The 15,864-nt window shown below is 59.9% G+C and carries 9 protein-coding genes and 1 pseudogene; 8 read left to right on the top strand and 2 right to left on the bottom strand.

From position 1 onward, the window contains the following. Positions 1 to 111 precede the first annotated feature (111 nt). The 3 genes from X744_RS143845 (at position 112) to X744_RS143855 (ending at position 2,920) form a co-directional block, all read left to right on the top strand. Positions 112 to 936, top strand: a complete 825-nt coding sequence (locus X744_RS143845) for a hypothetical protein (RefSeq protein WP_023762164.1) — start codon at positions 112 to 114, stop codon at positions 934 to 936. A 74-nt stretch (positions 937 to 1,010) separates the two neighbouring features. Continuing rightward, on the top strand, positions 1,011 to 1,535 hold the full coding sequence (locus X744_RS143850; RefSeq protein WP_031261059.1) for a GNAT family N-acetyltransferase: 525 nt from the start codon (positions 1,011 to 1,013) through the stop codon (positions 1,533 to 1,535). Next, entirely contained in the window at positions 1,535 to 2,920 is a 1,386-nt protein-coding gene (locus X744_RS143855; protein WP_023762162.1) for a hypothetical protein, read from the top strand. The genes X744_RS143850 and X744_RS143855 overlap by 1 nt, the downstream gene beginning before the upstream one ends. Positions 2,921 to 2,995: 75 nt before the next feature. Here X744_RS143855 and X744_RS143860 read toward each other — a convergent pair whose 3' ends face one another. Further along, the gene (locus X744_RS143860; protein ID WP_023762161.1) at positions 2,996 to 5,956 is read right to left on the bottom strand and encodes a trifunctional glycosyltransferase/class I SAM-dependent methyltransferase/polysaccharide deacetylase; all 2,961 of its coding nucleotides are present in this window, start codon (positions 5,954 to 5,956) and stop codon (positions 2,996 to 2,998) included. Positions 5,957 to 5,962: 6 nt separating this feature from the next. Beyond that, entirely contained in the window at positions 5,963 to 6,205 is a 243-nt protein-coding gene (locus X744_RS143865) for a glycosyltransferase family A protein (protein WP_023762160.1), read from the bottom strand. A 253-nt stretch (positions 6,206 to 6,458) separates the two neighbouring features. Between X744_RS143865 and X744_RS143870 the strand changes: the two genes are divergently transcribed. The 5 genes and pseudogenes from X744_RS143870 to X744_RS143890 form a co-directional block, all read left to right on the top strand. After that, a complete protein-coding gene (locus tag X744_RS143870) occupies positions 6,459 to 8,801 on the top strand; it encodes a mechanosensitive ion channel family protein (protein WP_023762159.1) in 2,343 nt (780 codons plus the stop codon). Positions 8,802 to 9,265: 464 nt separating this feature from the next. Continuing rightward, positions 9,266 to 12,565: an adenylate/guanylate cyclase domain-containing protein gene (locus tag X744_RS143875; protein ID WP_031261055.1), complete on the top strand. Its 3,300-nt coding sequence runs from the start codon at positions 9,266 to 9,268 to the stop codon at positions 12,563 to 12,565. An 18-nt stretch (positions 12,566 to 12,583) separates the two neighbouring features. Beyond that, complete coding sequence (locus tag X744_RS143880) at positions 12,584 to 13,264, top strand: redoxin domain-containing protein (protein ID WP_023762157.1); 681 nt, start codon at positions 12,584 to 12,586, stop codon at positions 13,262 to 13,264. Positions 13,265 to 13,984: 720 nt separating this feature from the next. Then, positions 13,985 to 14,650, top strand: a complete 666-nt coding sequence (locus tag X744_RS143885) for a hypothetical protein (RefSeq protein WP_023762156.1) — start codon at positions 13,985 to 13,987, stop codon at positions 14,648 to 14,650. A 7-nt stretch (positions 14,651 to 14,657) separates the two neighbouring features. Continuing rightward, positions 14,658 to 15,864, top strand: a pseudogene (locus tag X744_RS143890) (OmpA family protein); the annotation flags it as partial.

The following is a 15,864-nucleotide window of genomic DNA, read 5'->3' as shown; positions in this document are numbered from 1 at the left end:
CTATCGAATGGATAAGCCCTGGTGGCAGTTCAATTTCCATTCGGCGGATTTTCATCGGCGGCAAGCGGCACTATGGTGGTTCACGGGCATTCATCTTTGGGGCTTTCTCCCATGCCGACATCCAACAACCCGCCATTTCCCGCGGCCCTGCGCCTGTTCTCCGCGGCGGTCATCATCGTCCTGATCGTGGGCGCTGGCCTGTTTTTTGCGCCTGTGCTGGTCAAGCCGCGCTGGCCTTGGGCCGTCACGCCGTTCAATGCCCGCTTTCTCGGCGGCTTCTACACCGCCGAAATGGTCGTGATGGCGGCGCTGCTGTTCTGGAATCGCTGGTCGCCCGGCAGGCTCGTGCTCGTCATGGCCTTCATCTTCACCGTCATCGTCTCGGTGGCTTCGTTCATCAATCTCGGCTATTTCAACTTCGAGCGCAAAGCGCCCTGGCTCTGGTTTTTGGTCTATCTTGCTTCGGTCGCGGTATCCGGGCTGTTCCTGTGGCGGGCAAGGGCCCGTCCTTCTGCAAAAGGCGCGATCTTAAACCCCGCATGGCGCGGCTACATGCGGATGGAATCGGCGGTCCTCGGGCTCTATGGCGTCGGCCTGTTGCTGTTTCCCCTGACATTCAACAGCATCTGGCCCTGGCCGGTCGATGCCTTCCACGCTCAGGTCTACAGCGCCATCTTCCTCGCCGGTGCGGGCGGCACATATCTCGTCTGGAAAAGCGCGCCGCCCGAGGAACTGCTGGTGCTCGGCTTGGCGCAGTTTCTGGTTGGCCTGCTTGCCATCCTTGGCCTCGTCATCACCGACGCGGCGGTGCACCGGATCGACTGGACGGCGACCGGGACATTGTTCTGGCTCGCCCTTTTCGGCTGGATCGGGATCAGCGGCGCCTTCAAACTCTACGCCGCCTCCCGGTATTTTGGCTCGCAATCGGCATCATAGGTTGCAGAGAAGGCTGGATTTCCAGATGACGTCCGGTGCATCGTGCCGGGCCGATTGCCTTCGCCGGGAACGCCATGACCAGTACGACCTCGCCATCTTCCGACAAAATCCAGCCGCAGCTCCGATCCGTCCGGCCAAGCGATGCTGAGGCGCTTTGCGCTATCTTCAACATGCCGGGCTTCCGCTGGGGCACGCTCAGGATGCCCTTCGAGATGGTCGAGCAGGTAGAGCGACGCATCGCCAAGTCCGGCCAGGAAACCACCTGGATCGTTGCGGAGTTGGACGGCAAGGTCGTCGGCCATGGCAGCCTGGTCGTGCAGGGTTCGCCGCGCCGTTCGCATATCGGCGAGATCAATATCGGCCTTGACGATGCCTTTGTCGGCAAGGGCATCGGCTCTGCCATACTTGGCGCGCTGCTTGACGTGGCCGACAACTGGCGGGCCCTGAAGCGGGTCGAGTTGACCGTCTATGCCGACAACGAACCAGCCATTCGCCTCTATACAAGCCACGGTTTCGAGGTCGAAGGCCGGCATGTGAAGGCCGGTTTTACCGACGGGCAGTACCACGACCTCCTGAGCATGGCCCGGCTGCGGTTCTGATGACTGCCGTCTTTGACCCAACCGCTACGCCTCCGGTGGAAATTCTGGCTGTGCTGTCGCTACTCTGCCCGGAAGTCGTGCGTGACATCGAGCAGAACTGGAATGCGCCGGTTTCCGATTACGCCCGCCATCTGTGGCGGCCGGTGGCAAGGCCTGCATCGGCCCCGGCGATCGCTGCCCGCTCGATCCTGCGCGAAGTCCTGCATCAGCGCCTTGGCGTGATCATGCAGCCTGAAGAGATCGGTAAGGCCCTCGACGAGTTCGAGGACAGACCGGTGATTCAGTCCGGCCTGCACTGCCTGCTTCTGATGGACAGGATTACCTTCGATGCCCTCCTGCTTGCCTGGCTCGGCGCGGTCGAAAACGGGCTGTCGGCCTTCTTCGGTTTCATGGGAACGACGATGACCATGGAGACAATTGGCCGGGAGGGGCCAGGATGGCTGGATGTCGGTGACGACAAGGTCAACCTGTTTGGCATGGGGCGCCACAAACTGTGCCGCAAAAGCGCCTGCGTGGCCGGTCCCGTCTCCCTCAACAAGCGCGCGCTCGAAGCGGTGGGCGATGAAACGGATGCCAGCCGCTGGCTGGGCACATTGCTTGCCAGCCAGGACAAGGTGTTTGGAACAGCCGCCGATGCGCTGACAGCCCTCAACGAGGATCTGGTCGCCGATTGGGATCGTTCCGGCATGGCCCTGCCGGTTTTCATCGATGATCGGCTCGCCGCTTCTGCCATGGCGCGGCATCTAGAACATGACGGCAGCCTTCTTTCCAAGCTGCTCATTGAGCCCGCAAGGCGGCAGCGTCTCGAACGTGCCATGCAAGAGGCCGAATCGAGCCCATTTGGCAGATTCCTGCCTAATGCCACGGCCCATTTCTGGGGCATCCGCGAGGAGCGCGTGCGCAAGCTGGTCCTTGAGAACGGGCGTCTGATCGAGCCTGACAGGCCGCATGGTCTTTCCATCCCGTTCGAGCGGCCGCATCTCAGGCAGGCGCTGTTGGACGGCGTGCTGCTGCCGAACTTGTTCCTGACGTTCCTCGTCCTTGCCATATTGCCGCGCGTCCGGGTTGTGGGCGGCCTGAGACAGATTGGCTATGTAGCGCTTTTCCACTCGATTCTGCTGGCTGCGCTGGACGAAAACGCGCCGGAAGAGCACGATTTGGCTGCGGAGCTGCAGGTTCGGGAAAATGCCTGGGGCATGCGGGTCATCGATGAAAAGATCTCGGTCCGCGAGCAGCTTGCCGGCCTGCCGGAAGGGGCGCTCTTCCCGGACCTGCTCCGGCAATACCGATCGCGCACATTTGCCGAGACGACCGACGACCTGAGATTGGTTCGCGAAAACGCCCGATGGCGCAAGATCGGCCAAGCAGTGATCAAGGGGACCTGAGCCTCACTTAAGGCCTCTTTCCAGGTTGGTGCACAATGGTAATCGACGGCGACTATCGGTGAGCGACCGACCGCTTCATTCGAGCACCGCCTCGACAATGGCGACAAAGTCATCGAGCGAGCGATCCCCGCGAATCTCGATGCGTGGAAGGTCGATGGGATCGCAATCGAGGTCCGCCGGCCCATGTCTACCGCCGAAGCCGATCCGATAGCCGCACTCCTTGGCAAGCCGTCCGAGCCGTCGGTCGGTGACGGAGAAGGGTGCCGCGAACGCCGTGGTTGGCCGACCGGTCCAACGTTCGATGAACATACGAGAGCGCAGGAGCTCGGCGGCCAGGTCACAGCTCGGCAGGCCATCGATCGCGCGATGCGTCGCCAGATGGCTTCCGAAAAACGCACCTTCGGCGGAGAGGCGTCGCACCGTCCCGGCGTCCATAAGCCGCGTCGGCGGACCGATATCGGCGTCCCACTTTGCACTTTCGCCCACCAGATCCGTCACCAGGAACACTTCCGCGGTCAGATCGTTAGCGCGCAAGATCGGCCAGGCATGGTCGGCAAAGTTCTGGAAGCCGTCGTCGAAAGTGATGAGCACCGGGCGGCCAACGAAAGGGTGACGGTTGGCGATTGACTGTTCCAACTGCTCGGACCCAATCGCGTGAAAACCATTGGCGCGCAGCCACGCCATCTGGCTGGCGAATGCGGCGGGCGTGAGCCGAAAACGGGCCAGCGCGGCCGGGCCATCATCGGCGATGCTGTGATACATCAGGACAGGGATACGCTGCCGCCGCTCGCTACGCGCGACGTCGCGGCGCAAGGCCCGCGCCCCGCCCCAGACGATATTTCGCGCGACCCCGATTTCGATGGGCGCGCGGATTGGCACATGATCGATCACCGGTTCCGTCGCCACATCGTCCGGCGACAGGCGGCGGAAGCGGTCTATGCGGTAGAGCTCGGTCTGGATCGATTGCTCAAGGACGAGGCCTTCGGTCGCCGCCAGCGTCTCCGAGATCGCTTGCGCACCGAATGTGTTCCAGTCGAAGCCCGTCCTTTCAGGATTGTCACGCAGCACGAATGCGTGTGCGCTGATGAAACTGCCGCCAGGCGCCAACGCCCCAGCGAATTTTTTGGCGATGCGCCGCAACTCGGCGAGATCATCCAGGTAGTAGAGCACCTCCGAACAGAAGATCAGATCCATCCCATCCGGCAGCGCGTCGGCGGAGAAATCCAGTACGCCGAATTCAATGTTCGGCTGATCGCTGCATCGCGCACGGGCCCGCTCGATGGCTATGGCGGAGATGTCAGTTGCAGTCAGATGGCCCACACGCGGCGCCAGCTGCCGCGTGAAGTGGCCCTCCGCGCAGGCCAGCTCAAGCGCCCGTCCGATGGGACCAGCAGGCAGGATTTCGAGCTGCCGCTGATATTTTTCCTGCTCATAGAGCGAGCCGTACTTCCACGGGTCCTCGGTCGCGAAATAGCTGTCCCAGAACGCCGTGCGATCACTCCTGTCCGCGGTCCGTGCTCGGCGCGGCGTTGCAGGAGGTGGTGCAGGTTCGGCGCTTGATCGAACCAGCTCCCGCGCTTCAGCGGCCAATTGGGCGAGTTTGCCGAAGTGGCTGTCCGGATCGGGCCGACGTTCGGCTGCGGACAACAATGCCTCGGCTGCAAGCGCGTTTGACGTGTCGGCACCAGCGCCCTTTTGCGGTACAGGCGATCGTCTCGAAAGCCTTGCGGCACTGTCTACAAGCCGCTCAGGGGGCACGATATCCAGGATCAATTCAATCCAATGATCCCCGGTCACTGTCCCGAGTACGCCGAACTGCACGACAGCCTCGATCTGGCCATCGATCATCAGATAGGCGTAGATTTGATCGATTCCTTCCGGAAGGTCGATCGAGGTCGGATTTCGAGCGTCGACACGAATTCCGAGTGTCCGCGCCAGTCTGCGCGGCGCGGCAAGATCGTCGACGTCGAGAAGCATTTGCTCGAGGTGATACTGGACGCGGCGAGCGGCGCCGGGATTGTCCCAGACCTTGCCGAGTTCGATGATCAACTCGGTGAGGGAGCCGCCGAACCTGTCCCAACTGGCAGCCAATTGCGCTGGCACCGAAAGGCTTCCAACCATAAGGCCATCGAAGACCACCGTGGCGATCTCACGCGCCCACTTACGTCCTGCCGGGAGCGCGCGCAGGGACTGCGGGTTGATCGAGTGCCAGCCGCGGCCGCAATCCGACGCGGCGTTCCACAACGCGAACCACGCGAGTGCTTCGGAAGCGGTGCTGCCGTTCGCCGAGATCGCTCCATTGGCGTGTGCCGGTGCTGGGTGTTTGACCCTGGGATCAGCAGAAAAGCCGCGGGCGATCACGATTTCCGCATCTAGCATCATCTGTGTCGAATTGCGGGAGAGCGCGTTGGGGCTGATCCGACAGTAAGCGAGCGGCTCGTCGACCATCACCCAATTTTTGCCTAGACGTGCGAGGCGCTGCCACAGATCCCAGTCCTCGCAGGTGCGCAGCGACACATCGAAACCGCCCAACTCGACAATTGCCTCCCGATCGACCAGAAGCGCGTGAGTGCGAATGGCACACCGGCGGGCGAATGTTTCGAAGGGCTGGATCGCAACCTCCGTTGAAATGCTCGAAGGAGTGAGTTCGCCATCGGGCATCACGCGCCGAGAACCGCAATAGGCGGCCACTGCATCGGGCGCGGTTTTCAGTGCGGCCAGCATTTTTGCAAGGAAGCTGGCATCCACCCAATCGTCAGCATCCAGAAACATGAGCCAGTGGCCGCGCGCTCTCGAAATCCCGCTGTTGCGCGCGCCGGCGGCGCTATACGCGCAAGACCTCAACGTCCGAAATCGGGCATCGTGCTCCACATAACCGGCGATGATGGCAGGGGTGCTGTCCGTGGAGGCGTCGTCGATGATGATTGCCTCCCAATCCAATATTTCCTGATCGAGAAGGCAATCGAGTGCGCGCGCCAGCGTCACCTCCGCATTGTGCGCAGGAACCACGATTGAAACCAAAGGATTATGCGCCACGCCGTCTTACCCGCGCCTGGTTCGAAGGCAGAACAAAAGTCCGGAGACATAGCCGGCGATTGCCTGCCAAAGGAAGCGGTCGTCAGGGACGCTGTTCAACGCCGATCCGTCCGTCGACCCCTCTTCTACCGCGACTATGCCCAGTACGTGGTAGGTCTGCCGGCGGATGCTGGCAAGCGTTGCGCCGATGGTTTGCTCGGCATCGAAAATCGAGACCACACCGGCCGCAGTAGCATTGTCCTGGATCATCGAGCTTTCGTTTTCTTCGGCAACAGTCGGCGAATGTCAAAAACGGATGACGGCATCGGATGGCAGCACCGCTCTGTCAAGATCGGGGCGAATTAGGGCAGGCAAAAACGCTTGAAGACAGGGCTGAATGGCAAGCGCTCATGCCCTCGTGGTATAGGCTTGGGATCCTGGTGCCGGGCGTCGGTCTAGCTCGCAACGATGAAGTCTTGCACCTCAACATCTGTTTCTCCAAGGTAGGGCAACAACGGACATAATGTCGTCGCTTGTCGATTTTGACCAGAAGGTTAACAGCACGGTGCCACTCATGATTGGACGATCGGGAGCCACGAACCTGGCGCGCCCGGCGCAGCGTCTCGGGTACCTGACGGCGATGCTGGTCCTGGTTGCCAGGCCGCTCGTCTTTGGGATCGCCCTCTTGTTGGCTGGCCAGGCACAGGCGCAGGCGCCGGCGACCGTCCCGCCTGAAAGGGTCAAACAGCTGTTCGAGCTTCTCGACGATCCAACAGTGAAGGCCTGGGTGGCTGAACAACGAAATCAGGACGCCGGATCGACGGGCACGCCTGCCGAGGCAGGGGCTTCGCCGACCGACGCATCGTCCGGCGCCGTGGCCGCACCGGGCCAGATGAATACGATGGCATCCTCGACGCTCGATCGGGTCAGGCACCATATCGAACGAATCGTGCGAACCTTGCCCCTGCTGCCAGGCCAGTTCGCGCGCGTACGCGCAGAGACGATGCAGGACATGTCCAGCAAGGGGTCCGCAAGCGTATTTATGCTGATTGCGATGTTCATTGCTGCCGGCCTGGCGCTCACTTGGGCAACGTATAAAGTCACACGTCCATTTCGTCTTTGGATTATCGTGCAACCGAAGGATACGCCAATCGGGCGAGCCAAGAAGATTGGTGGTCGCGCGCTTTATTCCAGCATGCTGATTGTCTCTTTCGCACTGGGCAGCGCCGGCGCGTTTATGTTGTTCGACTGGCCGATGCTTATCCGCGAGATTGTATTGACATTCCTGATGGCGGCGGTCCTCACATGGGGTGTGCGCATGTACGTCATGGCCATGCTCGTCCCTTCCTTCATGAACGTCGAGAACGCCGTCGAGGTTCGGGGTTTGCCGATCACCAACGTAGTGGCGGACCATTGGTCCTATTGGCTGCCCCGGATCGTCGGCGTCTTCGCCTTTTTCGGCGCCGCGTTTATCCTCTTGCCGGGTCTCGGCATCGATCAGGACGGAATGATGGTCCTGTCACTGGGCGCCGATTTCGTGCTGCTGCTGCTGTTGCTGCTTGCCATCTGGCGTCGGCCAAGAACGCAGCGAGACGGTGTGCGCCACAGCGGTCACACGGAAGTGACATGGTTGTTGACTGCTTATTTCGTCGTCCTGTTCCTGCAGCGTGTAGCCGGGCTCTATATATACTTCTGGTTTACCTTCGCCGCATTCTTCCTGCCGTTCGCAATCGTGCTGACACAGCGCGGGGTTAATTTCGTCCTGCGGCCGGGTTCGGAAGATGTCGGCCGGCCTACGATCCCGGCGGTGACGATCGCTGTCATCGATCGCGGAATCCGGATGATTTTGATCCTGGCGGCGGCTTACTTTCTCGCGGGTGTCTGGGGTCTGAACATGCAATCGATGCGCGACAGCGATACGACGACGATGTTCATTTTGCGAGGCTTGATCAATGTCGTGGTCATTGCCCTCGCAGCCGATTTCGGCTGGTCGATCATCAAGGCTTTGATCGAACGGAAGCTGGGCATCGAAATACCGCACCCTGTGATCAGCGACGAGGACGTCCCGATCCTCGATCCGCAGCAGGCGCGGCTGAACACGCTCTTGCCGATCCTCCAGAACATGCTGCTCGCATTGATCGTTGTGATGGCGGTGCTGATGATGCTCGCCTCCATGGGTATCCAGATCGGCCCGCTGATCGCTGGCGCTGGCGTCGTCGGCGTCGCGGTGGGCTTTGGCGCACAAACCGTCGTCAAGGACGTCATTTCAGGCGTGTTTTTTCTGCTCGATGATGCGTTTCGTGTCGGCGAATATATTTCCTCGGGCAATTACAAGGGGACGGTGGAAAGTTTTTCGCTGCGCTCGGTGAAGCTGCGCCACCATCGTGGCCCGCTGTTCACGATACCTTTCGGTGAACTCGGGGCAGTCCAGAACCAGAGCCGTGACTGGGTTATCGACAAATTCAACATCACCGTTGGCTATGACACCGATATCGACTTCGCTCGCAAGCTGATCAAGCGCATCGGCCTCGAACTGGCGGAAGATCCGGAGTTCAAAAACTGGGTGCTCGACCCAATCAAGATGCAGGGTGTGCAGGAGTTCGGCGAATACGGCATCGTGTTGAGGGTCAAGGCCATGACCAGACCGGGAGGCGCCTTCGGTATGAAACGCAAATTCTATGTGCGCCTGCGCCAAGTCTTCAAGGAACAGGGCATCGAGCTCCCATTCCCGACCGTCCACATCCAGGGGCTGCAGACCCCACATGAGGCAGAGAATGCGCCATTGGAGGTCACACCCGAGTTGCAAATGGCTGTCGCGCAGTCGCACACCAATCGGCGCAGGAAAAAAGCCAGCACAACGGAGTAGGAAGACTGTGACACCTACCGGCGGCTTTGCGCGCATCGCCCATGGTAGGGATCGCCTTCTATCTTCAACTGTTTAAGCCGAAAAAAGTGTAACGAGCCTCGCCGATCCCGACTATACTCTGACAGCTGCCGGCAGTGACGTGGCCTTTGCGTCAAACTCTATATGCCGGTACGGCAGCGATCTTGCCGTTATGGCGGTCGATATTGAAAGTCAGGATGAGTGGCCTTGATCACGCGTCTCCTCATCTCAACGCTAGCAGGTGGCAAGAGGAAACTTTCGCAAACGATGGCCACGGCGCCGTCCGGATCGGCAGCGCTCTGCCCCAGGACCCGCACCGATCGCTCGATGCCCATTTTGCACTGCCGCTTGCTGGTCGACGGCGATCGGTTCATCCTTGTGAATACCCTGGCCGTGAAGTGCGTAGCTAGATCACACCGTCACGGTCCCTAGCGAGGTCTTGTTCTATGGACTGCTCAGGCTGCGGTTTCGAGGTTGAGAGCGGTTACGCTTTCTGTCCGAGGTGTGGCAGGCGCCAGCCCGTGCTTTGCGCCAGTTGCGGCTATCCCTGCGCACCTGATTTCGAGTTCTGTCCGAAATGTGGGGCAAGCGTCGGTGCGTCCGCAAAAGCCGTCGAACGGCCTGCTCCGACACCAAGCCAGACCATTGTGCCGCCTTCTCGGACTCCGTCGCTTCTTGCGAACATCGAACGCGAAGAAGGGCTGCATCCCGTCTCTGACGCCGATCGCCGGACGGTAACGGTCCTGTTCGCCGACCTTTGCGGCTTCACGACACTCAGTGAGCAACTCGACCCCGAGGTCATGCAAGCGCTGCAGAACGAACTGTTCAAGGAATTGACCGCGGCCGTCCGAAACTTTGGTGGTTTCGTCGACAAATTCATCGGCGATGCACTGCTCGCTTTGTTCGGTGCGCCGGTCGCGCATGAGGACGATCCGGAGCGTGCGCTTCGCGCCGCTCTTGACATGATCGCCCGCACGGCGCGGTTGGGCGAAGGCACCTCCCACTTCGGCTCGCCTCTGTTACTCCACATCGGCATTAACACGGGTCCGGTTGTTACTGGCGGATTGGGCATCGGCACCGCCAAATCCTATTCGGTTACCGGCGACACGGTGAATACGGCGCAACGCCTGCAATCGCTCGCCGCGCCGGGTGAGGTGCTGGTAGGCGAGCTCACTCACAGGCTGACGCGGCATGCCTTCTCTTACGAGCCGCTGGGTGATGTCGTGCTTCGCGGCAAGGCTGGCAGTGTGCTCGTCCATCGACTCGATGCCCCGCTAGCGGCGCCGCGTGCAGCGCGTGGGCTCGAGGCACTCGGCCTCAGCGCGCCGATGATAGGTCGTGGTGCGGAGCTCAATAGAATGCTGGCGAGCCTTGACCAGGCGTGTGGCGGCTCGGCCCAACTTGTCCGCCTCGTCGGAGAAGCCGGTATCGGGAAATCGCGGCTGGTGAAGGAGTTCGTCGCCCGCGTCGGCGATGAGGATCGTTTTCGCAACGTCGCTGTGCGGCAGGCCACCTGCTCACCACTGGGCGAACAATCATTTGGCGCCTTGGGCGCGGTGGTGCGCAGCGCTGCCGGGATGATGCAAAACGACAATGGGGACGAAATGCGGGAGAAGCTCGCAGCCTTGCTTACCGATCTCGGCCTGCAGGGCGACGAGGCAAAGCGATTGATGCCTCTGCTCTACCATGTGCTTGGCCTTGGCGACCCCGAAGCCACGTTGCAGCATGTCGAGCCCGAGCAGTTGCGGCGGCAAATTCTCTACGCAGTCCGCACGATCATCGAACGGCGGCTTGCGCTGTCACCGCTGTTGATTGTCGTCGAAGACCTGCACTGGGCCGACGCTGTGTCGCTTGAGGCGCTACGTTTCGTGATGGACAGGTTGGAACGCACGCGGTTGATGTTGCTGGTCACCCATCGTCCGGCGCCGGACAGCGGCCAGCTCGACTCAAGTCGGGTCAGTCATACAGCGCTGAGACTTTCGCCGCTTAACAGGAATGACGGCCGCAGCCTGCTGGCGGCGCTTTTCGGCGAGAGCTGGGTAAACTCTGCAGGCGGGCTTCTCGAGCAAATCCTCGAGCGCGCGGGCGGCAACCCCCTTTTTCTAGAGGAGATCGTTCGCGGCCTTATCGATCGCGGTGTACTGATGCGCGAGGGCCAGCGATGGCGGACTGTGGCAGGCGAAGTCGCAACCGGCATTCCCGCCACTATCCAGGCAATGTTGCTTGCTCGCGTCGACCGGCTGCCCCAAGAGGTGCGCCGATTGGCCCAGGAAGCCGCGGTAATCGGCCCGCGCTTCGATGCCACACTTCTGAAAACCGTGACAGCCGACCCCGGCCGGCTAGAAGCCGCCTGCGAAATACTATGCGATGCGGAAATCATCGAGGAAGTTGCCGGATCAGGCTCGGTCTCGTCGCAAAGCTACCGCTTTACGCAAACGTTGCTGCAGGACGTGATCTACCAGAATCTGCTCCTGCAACGCCGCACCGACATTCACGGGCGGGTCGGCGCTGCCTTGGAGCAAATGTGCGGCGACAAGCCGGAACGACTCGAGGATTTGACAGTGCTCGGTCATCATTTCGCACAGAGCGCCGAACGGGAGAAGGGTGCGCATTACCTGCAGGCAGCGGGCGATCGCGCTCGAATGATATACGCCAACGATGACGCCCTTCGTCTCTACGAGCGAGCCCTGACTGCGTTGGGCGCGGTCGGGCAAACACCGCTCAAACTGGCAATTCAAGAGTGCATTGCCGATCTGAGCGGCCCGGCAGGCCACCGCGAGATCGCGCACAGCCACTACGACACGGTGTTGCAGGCATACCGCGAGTCAGGCGATCGTGTCGCTTCAGCGCGAGTTTTGCGTAAGATCGGCCGGCTGCTCTGGGACGTCGGCAAGCGGGACCACGCAGAATCCCGCTATGCTGAAGCGGCAGCGCTCCTCGATGGAGCGGATGCCCCGGTCGAGCAGGCGCATCTCTGGCAAGAACGTGGCCGACAGGCATTCCGTAGCGGAGATCATGCTCTCGCGGCAAAATGGGCAGACGCAGCGCTGGATTGCGTAGGCACCCTGACGACGGAACATGTCTCCGAGGTGGGGCGTGGTGCCACTCTTGTGACCGCCGAGGCACTCAATACCAAGGCTGTGGCGTTGGCTCGTCTTGGGCGAAACCGTGAAGCCGTGCGTCAGGTTGAGCGTAGCATTGAATTGGCCGAAGCCGCCGGTCTGCTGGGCGCGGCCTGCCGCGGCTACACCAATCTCGGTGTGCTTTACACGACCATCGATCCGGCACGGGCGATGGAGGTCTGTCGGCGCGGTCTTGAAGTGGCGCGCCATATTGGTGATCTGGGCTTTCAGGCGCGCCTCCTCGCCAATTTGGCGGTCGCTTGTTGTACCTTCACGGATCGCTGTCCAACGGAGGGCGTGCCTGCTGCCGAGAAGGCCATCGAGATCGACCGGGCACTCGACCAGCGCGAGCACCTGCCGGTGCCGTTGATCGTGCTTGGGCAGATCCACCAGTGCAACGGCCGTCCGGAACTGGCGGTTGGCTTGTTCAACGAAGCACTGGAGGTAGCCCGCGAAACGGCCGAACCCCAACTGCTGTTTCCGTGCTATGATGGTCTTGCAACGCTTAATCTCGACCTCGACAATCTGGCCGAGGCCGAACGCTACTTTTCCTTGGCGCAGGGTGTATGCGCCCAGCACGGGCTCGACCCGGAGACGCTTGTGGTGCTGCCTTTTCTCGATTAGCCGGGGTTGGAGGTTGAAATGTCCGCGCGCAGTGACTTGGTACCGCTTCAACCGGGCGACCGGGCGCCAAACGTGGTACTCGACGCCATTTCCCAGGAAGGCAAGATCGCGCTTGACGACTTTCGCGGACATAAACCGGTCCTGGTTGGCCTGTTTCGAGGTCTGCATTGTGCGTTTTGCCGACGCCATATCGCCGCCCAGGCGCGGCTTGATCCGGAACTGCGTGAAAAGGGCGTGCAGAGCCTGACGGTGGTCAACACGCCGATCGAACGGGCGCGTCTCTATTTCCGCTACCACCCGATGCCAAATCTGCTTGCGGCCTCCGATCCTGAACGCGCTTCACATCGTGCTTTTGGACTGCCCAATCTCGAATTCACCGAAAACGAGACGAACTGGCCGTACAAGGTCTCGATGGCAATGGCGAAGGATATGCGGGTCGACTTACCAGGCGAGTTGCCCGGTCCCATGGATCCTTTTGCGGCCAGCGAATTCCTCGGCAAGAAGGACAATTACGAAGTGACCGAAGCCGACGAGCAGATGATGGCAACGGGACACGGACAATTGATAGGTCAGTTCCTGCTGGACCGGCAGGGGATCGTCCGGTGGAGCTTCACGGAGGTTCCAGAGGGTGGGCGATACATGTTTGGAGCGCCAAACCCGCAGGAATTGATGTCAGCAGTGTCCCAAGTCGCCCAATAGAGACCCTTGCAGCAGTAAGTTGCGGCGATGCGCACGCAATCGCGTCTATCCCCGCATGATGCGATAGACATTTGCATCGCCCTCGACACCGAGGTCTGCACGCAGCATCGTTGTGGTGCCTGTGGCAGGAACGCCATGCTCCCGCACGGTCCGCCGACCCATGTCTGCTGCCGAAGCCGGTTCGATAGCCGCACTCCTTAGCCTGCCAAGCCGTCGGTCGGTGACAGAGAAGGGTTGCCGCGAACGTCGTGGTTGGGTCCACTTTTCAATAACTACAAGAGAGCGCAGGAGTTCGGCGACAAGCTCAGAGCTCGACAGACCGTCGGTCGCGCGATGGGTGCCGAACTGCAGCACAGCTCTGTCAAGATCGGGGCGAATTAGAGCCACGCGAAAAAGCCTTGAAGACGGGCCTTAAGGCAAGCGCTCATAGAATTTCAATGAAGCTATAGGTTAGTCGCAATTCATATCGACCTCATTTCATATAACGTATCACTACTCATTTCGGCGTAGATTGCCGAGTGGTCAATTGGATTTGCCGGCTATTTCCGTAGTCAAAAATAGGTACCAAGAGCGAACTCAATCGTAGGTTGTGCATTGCCCAAAAGACGAACAAGGGACGCACGAATCGGATTGCGCCAAGGGATTCCGGCTTGCAGACCTGGTATTTGTCTGACATGATTTCGCGTTTTCAAGTTTTGTTCTGGTCAATGGGGCGTCTGGATGGCTAAGGAATCTTCGAATGCCGCTTCTTCGGCAAATAAAGTGGACGGAAACCTGATCGGTAATGCAGAGGGAAACGGGCTGAACTTCGTGGTGGGCCAGGCTCGCGAGGGCGGGGCCTCGGGCGACGCTGTAGGTGTCGACAAGATACGCGATCTGCTGTTCGGCAACCAGATGCAGGACTATGACCGCCGCTTTTCCAAGCTTGAAGAACGGGTCTTGCAGCGCTTCAAGGATGTCGAATCGGAAGCCAAGCGCAATCTCGAAATGTACGAGTCAAATGCAAAGAAGCAGATCGATTCGCTTGCGGGGCAATTGCGGAACGAAAAAGATTCACGAGCCGATGCCGACAAGGAGATTGACCGGAATCTTCGCGAGCAAAACCAGGCACTTGAAAAGCAGGTGCGCGCGTTGTCGGACCAATTGAGCGAGCTTGAGCGCGACGTTGCGGACCGGATAAATCGAAACGATCATTTGCTGCGTGAGGAAATCAAGCAGAAGAATGAAGGCGTTCAGTTGCTGATAGAGAAAATGTTTGCCGACCTCAGCAACGTCAAGACCGACCGAAATCTTCTGGCTGGCCTGTTTGTCGAGGTTGCAAAATGTCTGAACCAGGACCCGGTCGGCAGCAAGAGCAACTCGGACCGTAGCTGGAAAGTGAGTTGATGGGACCTTGACGTCAACCGTCGACCCGATCACCCTTCCGCAAAGAACAGCCTCGAACGATACAGAGATTGATCGCGAGGCTCTGGCTCGCCTTTTGATCGAAATTGCCCGGAATGTTGATCCGGACTACCGCGCGCGTTTCGACGGAGTTCCAACCGCCGATCCTCGCATGGAAACGCTGCGCCAGTTGCTGGTCAGCCGCGAAATTTCAGAGCTTTCACGAGTTACCCATCTGCTGGACGAACCGGAGCAGCTCGCGGCAGCCGTGGGCGACGTTCTTTCCAGTGCGGCCGCACGAGCGCCTCATGCGCAACTCGGCGAGGCCCTTGCGCCAGCTGTTGAAAGGGCTGTGCAACGGTCAATCCAGAAGAGCCCGCGCACGCTGACGGATATTTTATACCCAGTGTTTCTGCCGGCAATTCGCAAGTCGATCGGGGAAAAGATCGACCAGACCTTTCAGTCGTTGAATGAAACTTTGAGACATATCTTTACCTGGCATGGGCTCAAGTGGAGATTTGAATCGTGGAGAACTGGAGCTAGCTTCTCAGAAGTTGTTCTGAAGCATTCTCTTATCTATCGTGTGGAGCATGTCTTTCTCATTAACCGCAATTCCGGGCTTTTGATAGCGCATGTAACTGCCGATAATGCAACTAGCGAAGATCCTCAACTTATTTCTTCGATGCTCAGTGCAATTCAAGATTTTGTGAAAGATTCATTTAACGAGAAAGAGCAGAGCGGCCTGGACACAATTCGTTTTGGCGACCTTCGTCTCTGGTCGGAAGTTGGACCGTTTGCGACCCTGGTTTCGGTGATCCGAGGAAATCCGCCAGAGGAATTGCATGAAATCGTTCGCGATGTATTGCTTCGCATCCATGATGAATGCTCGCAGGCTTTAGAGCAGTTTGACGGCGACAGTACGCAGTTGGCCGGCATAGAAGCGCAGTTGCAGACCTGCGTTGAACTGAAGCAGGAGGAATCAAACCAGGGATTTCCGTGGCTGGTGGTGGCTGCAGCCCTGCTGATTTTGATTCCGGCAGGCGGTTGGTTCTTTCTTTCCTGGCAATCCGGGCAGCGCTGGCAGGCCTATGTGTCGCGACTGGAGACCCAGCCTGGCATCATCGTTGCAGAACAAAAGATGCGCGGCGGCCAATTCTATATTGCCGGCCTGAGAGACCCGCTTGGCGCCGACCCGCAGTCGCTGTTGTCTGGAACGC

This window comes from Mesorhizobium sp. LNHC252B00 (assembly GCF_000502955.1).
GTDB lineage: Bacteria > Pseudomonadota > Alphaproteobacteria > Rhizobiales > Rhizobiaceae > Mesorhizobium.
This window is presented reverse-complemented; position numbering and strand designations above follow the sequence as displayed.

Bases quoted from the DNA above. Each gene is read 5' to 3' on its own strand.
- X744_RS143845 (WP_023762164.1), top strand. From the start codon at position 112: ATGCCGACATCCAACAACCCGCCATTTCCCGCGGCCCTGCGCCTGTTC.
- X744_RS143850 (WP_031261059.1), top strand. From the start codon at position 1,011: ATGACCAGTACGACCTCGCCATCTTCCGACAAAATCCAGCCGCAGCTC.
- X744_RS143855 (WP_023762162.1), top strand. From the start codon at position 1,535: ATGACTGCCGTCTTTGACCCAACCGCTACGCCTCCGGTGGAAATTCTG.
- X744_RS143865 (WP_023762160.1), bottom strand. From the start codon at position 6,205: ATGATCCAGGACAATGCTACTGCGGCCGGTGTGGTCTCGATTTTCGAT.
- X744_RS143870 (WP_023762159.1), top strand. From the start codon at position 6,459: ATGTCGTCGCTTGTCGATTTTGACCAGAAGGTTAACAGCACGGTGCCA.
- X744_RS143875 (WP_031261055.1), top strand. From the start codon at position 9,266: ATGGACTGCTCAGGCTGCGGTTTCGAGGTTGAGAGCGGTTACGCTTTC.
- X744_RS143880 (WP_023762157.1), top strand. From the start codon at position 12,584: ATGTCCGCGCGCAGTGACTTGGTACCGCTTCAACCGGGCGACCGGGCG.
- X744_RS143885 (WP_023762156.1), top strand. From the start codon at position 13,985: ATGGCTAAGGAATCTTCGAATGCCGCTTCTTCGGCAAATAAAGTGGAC.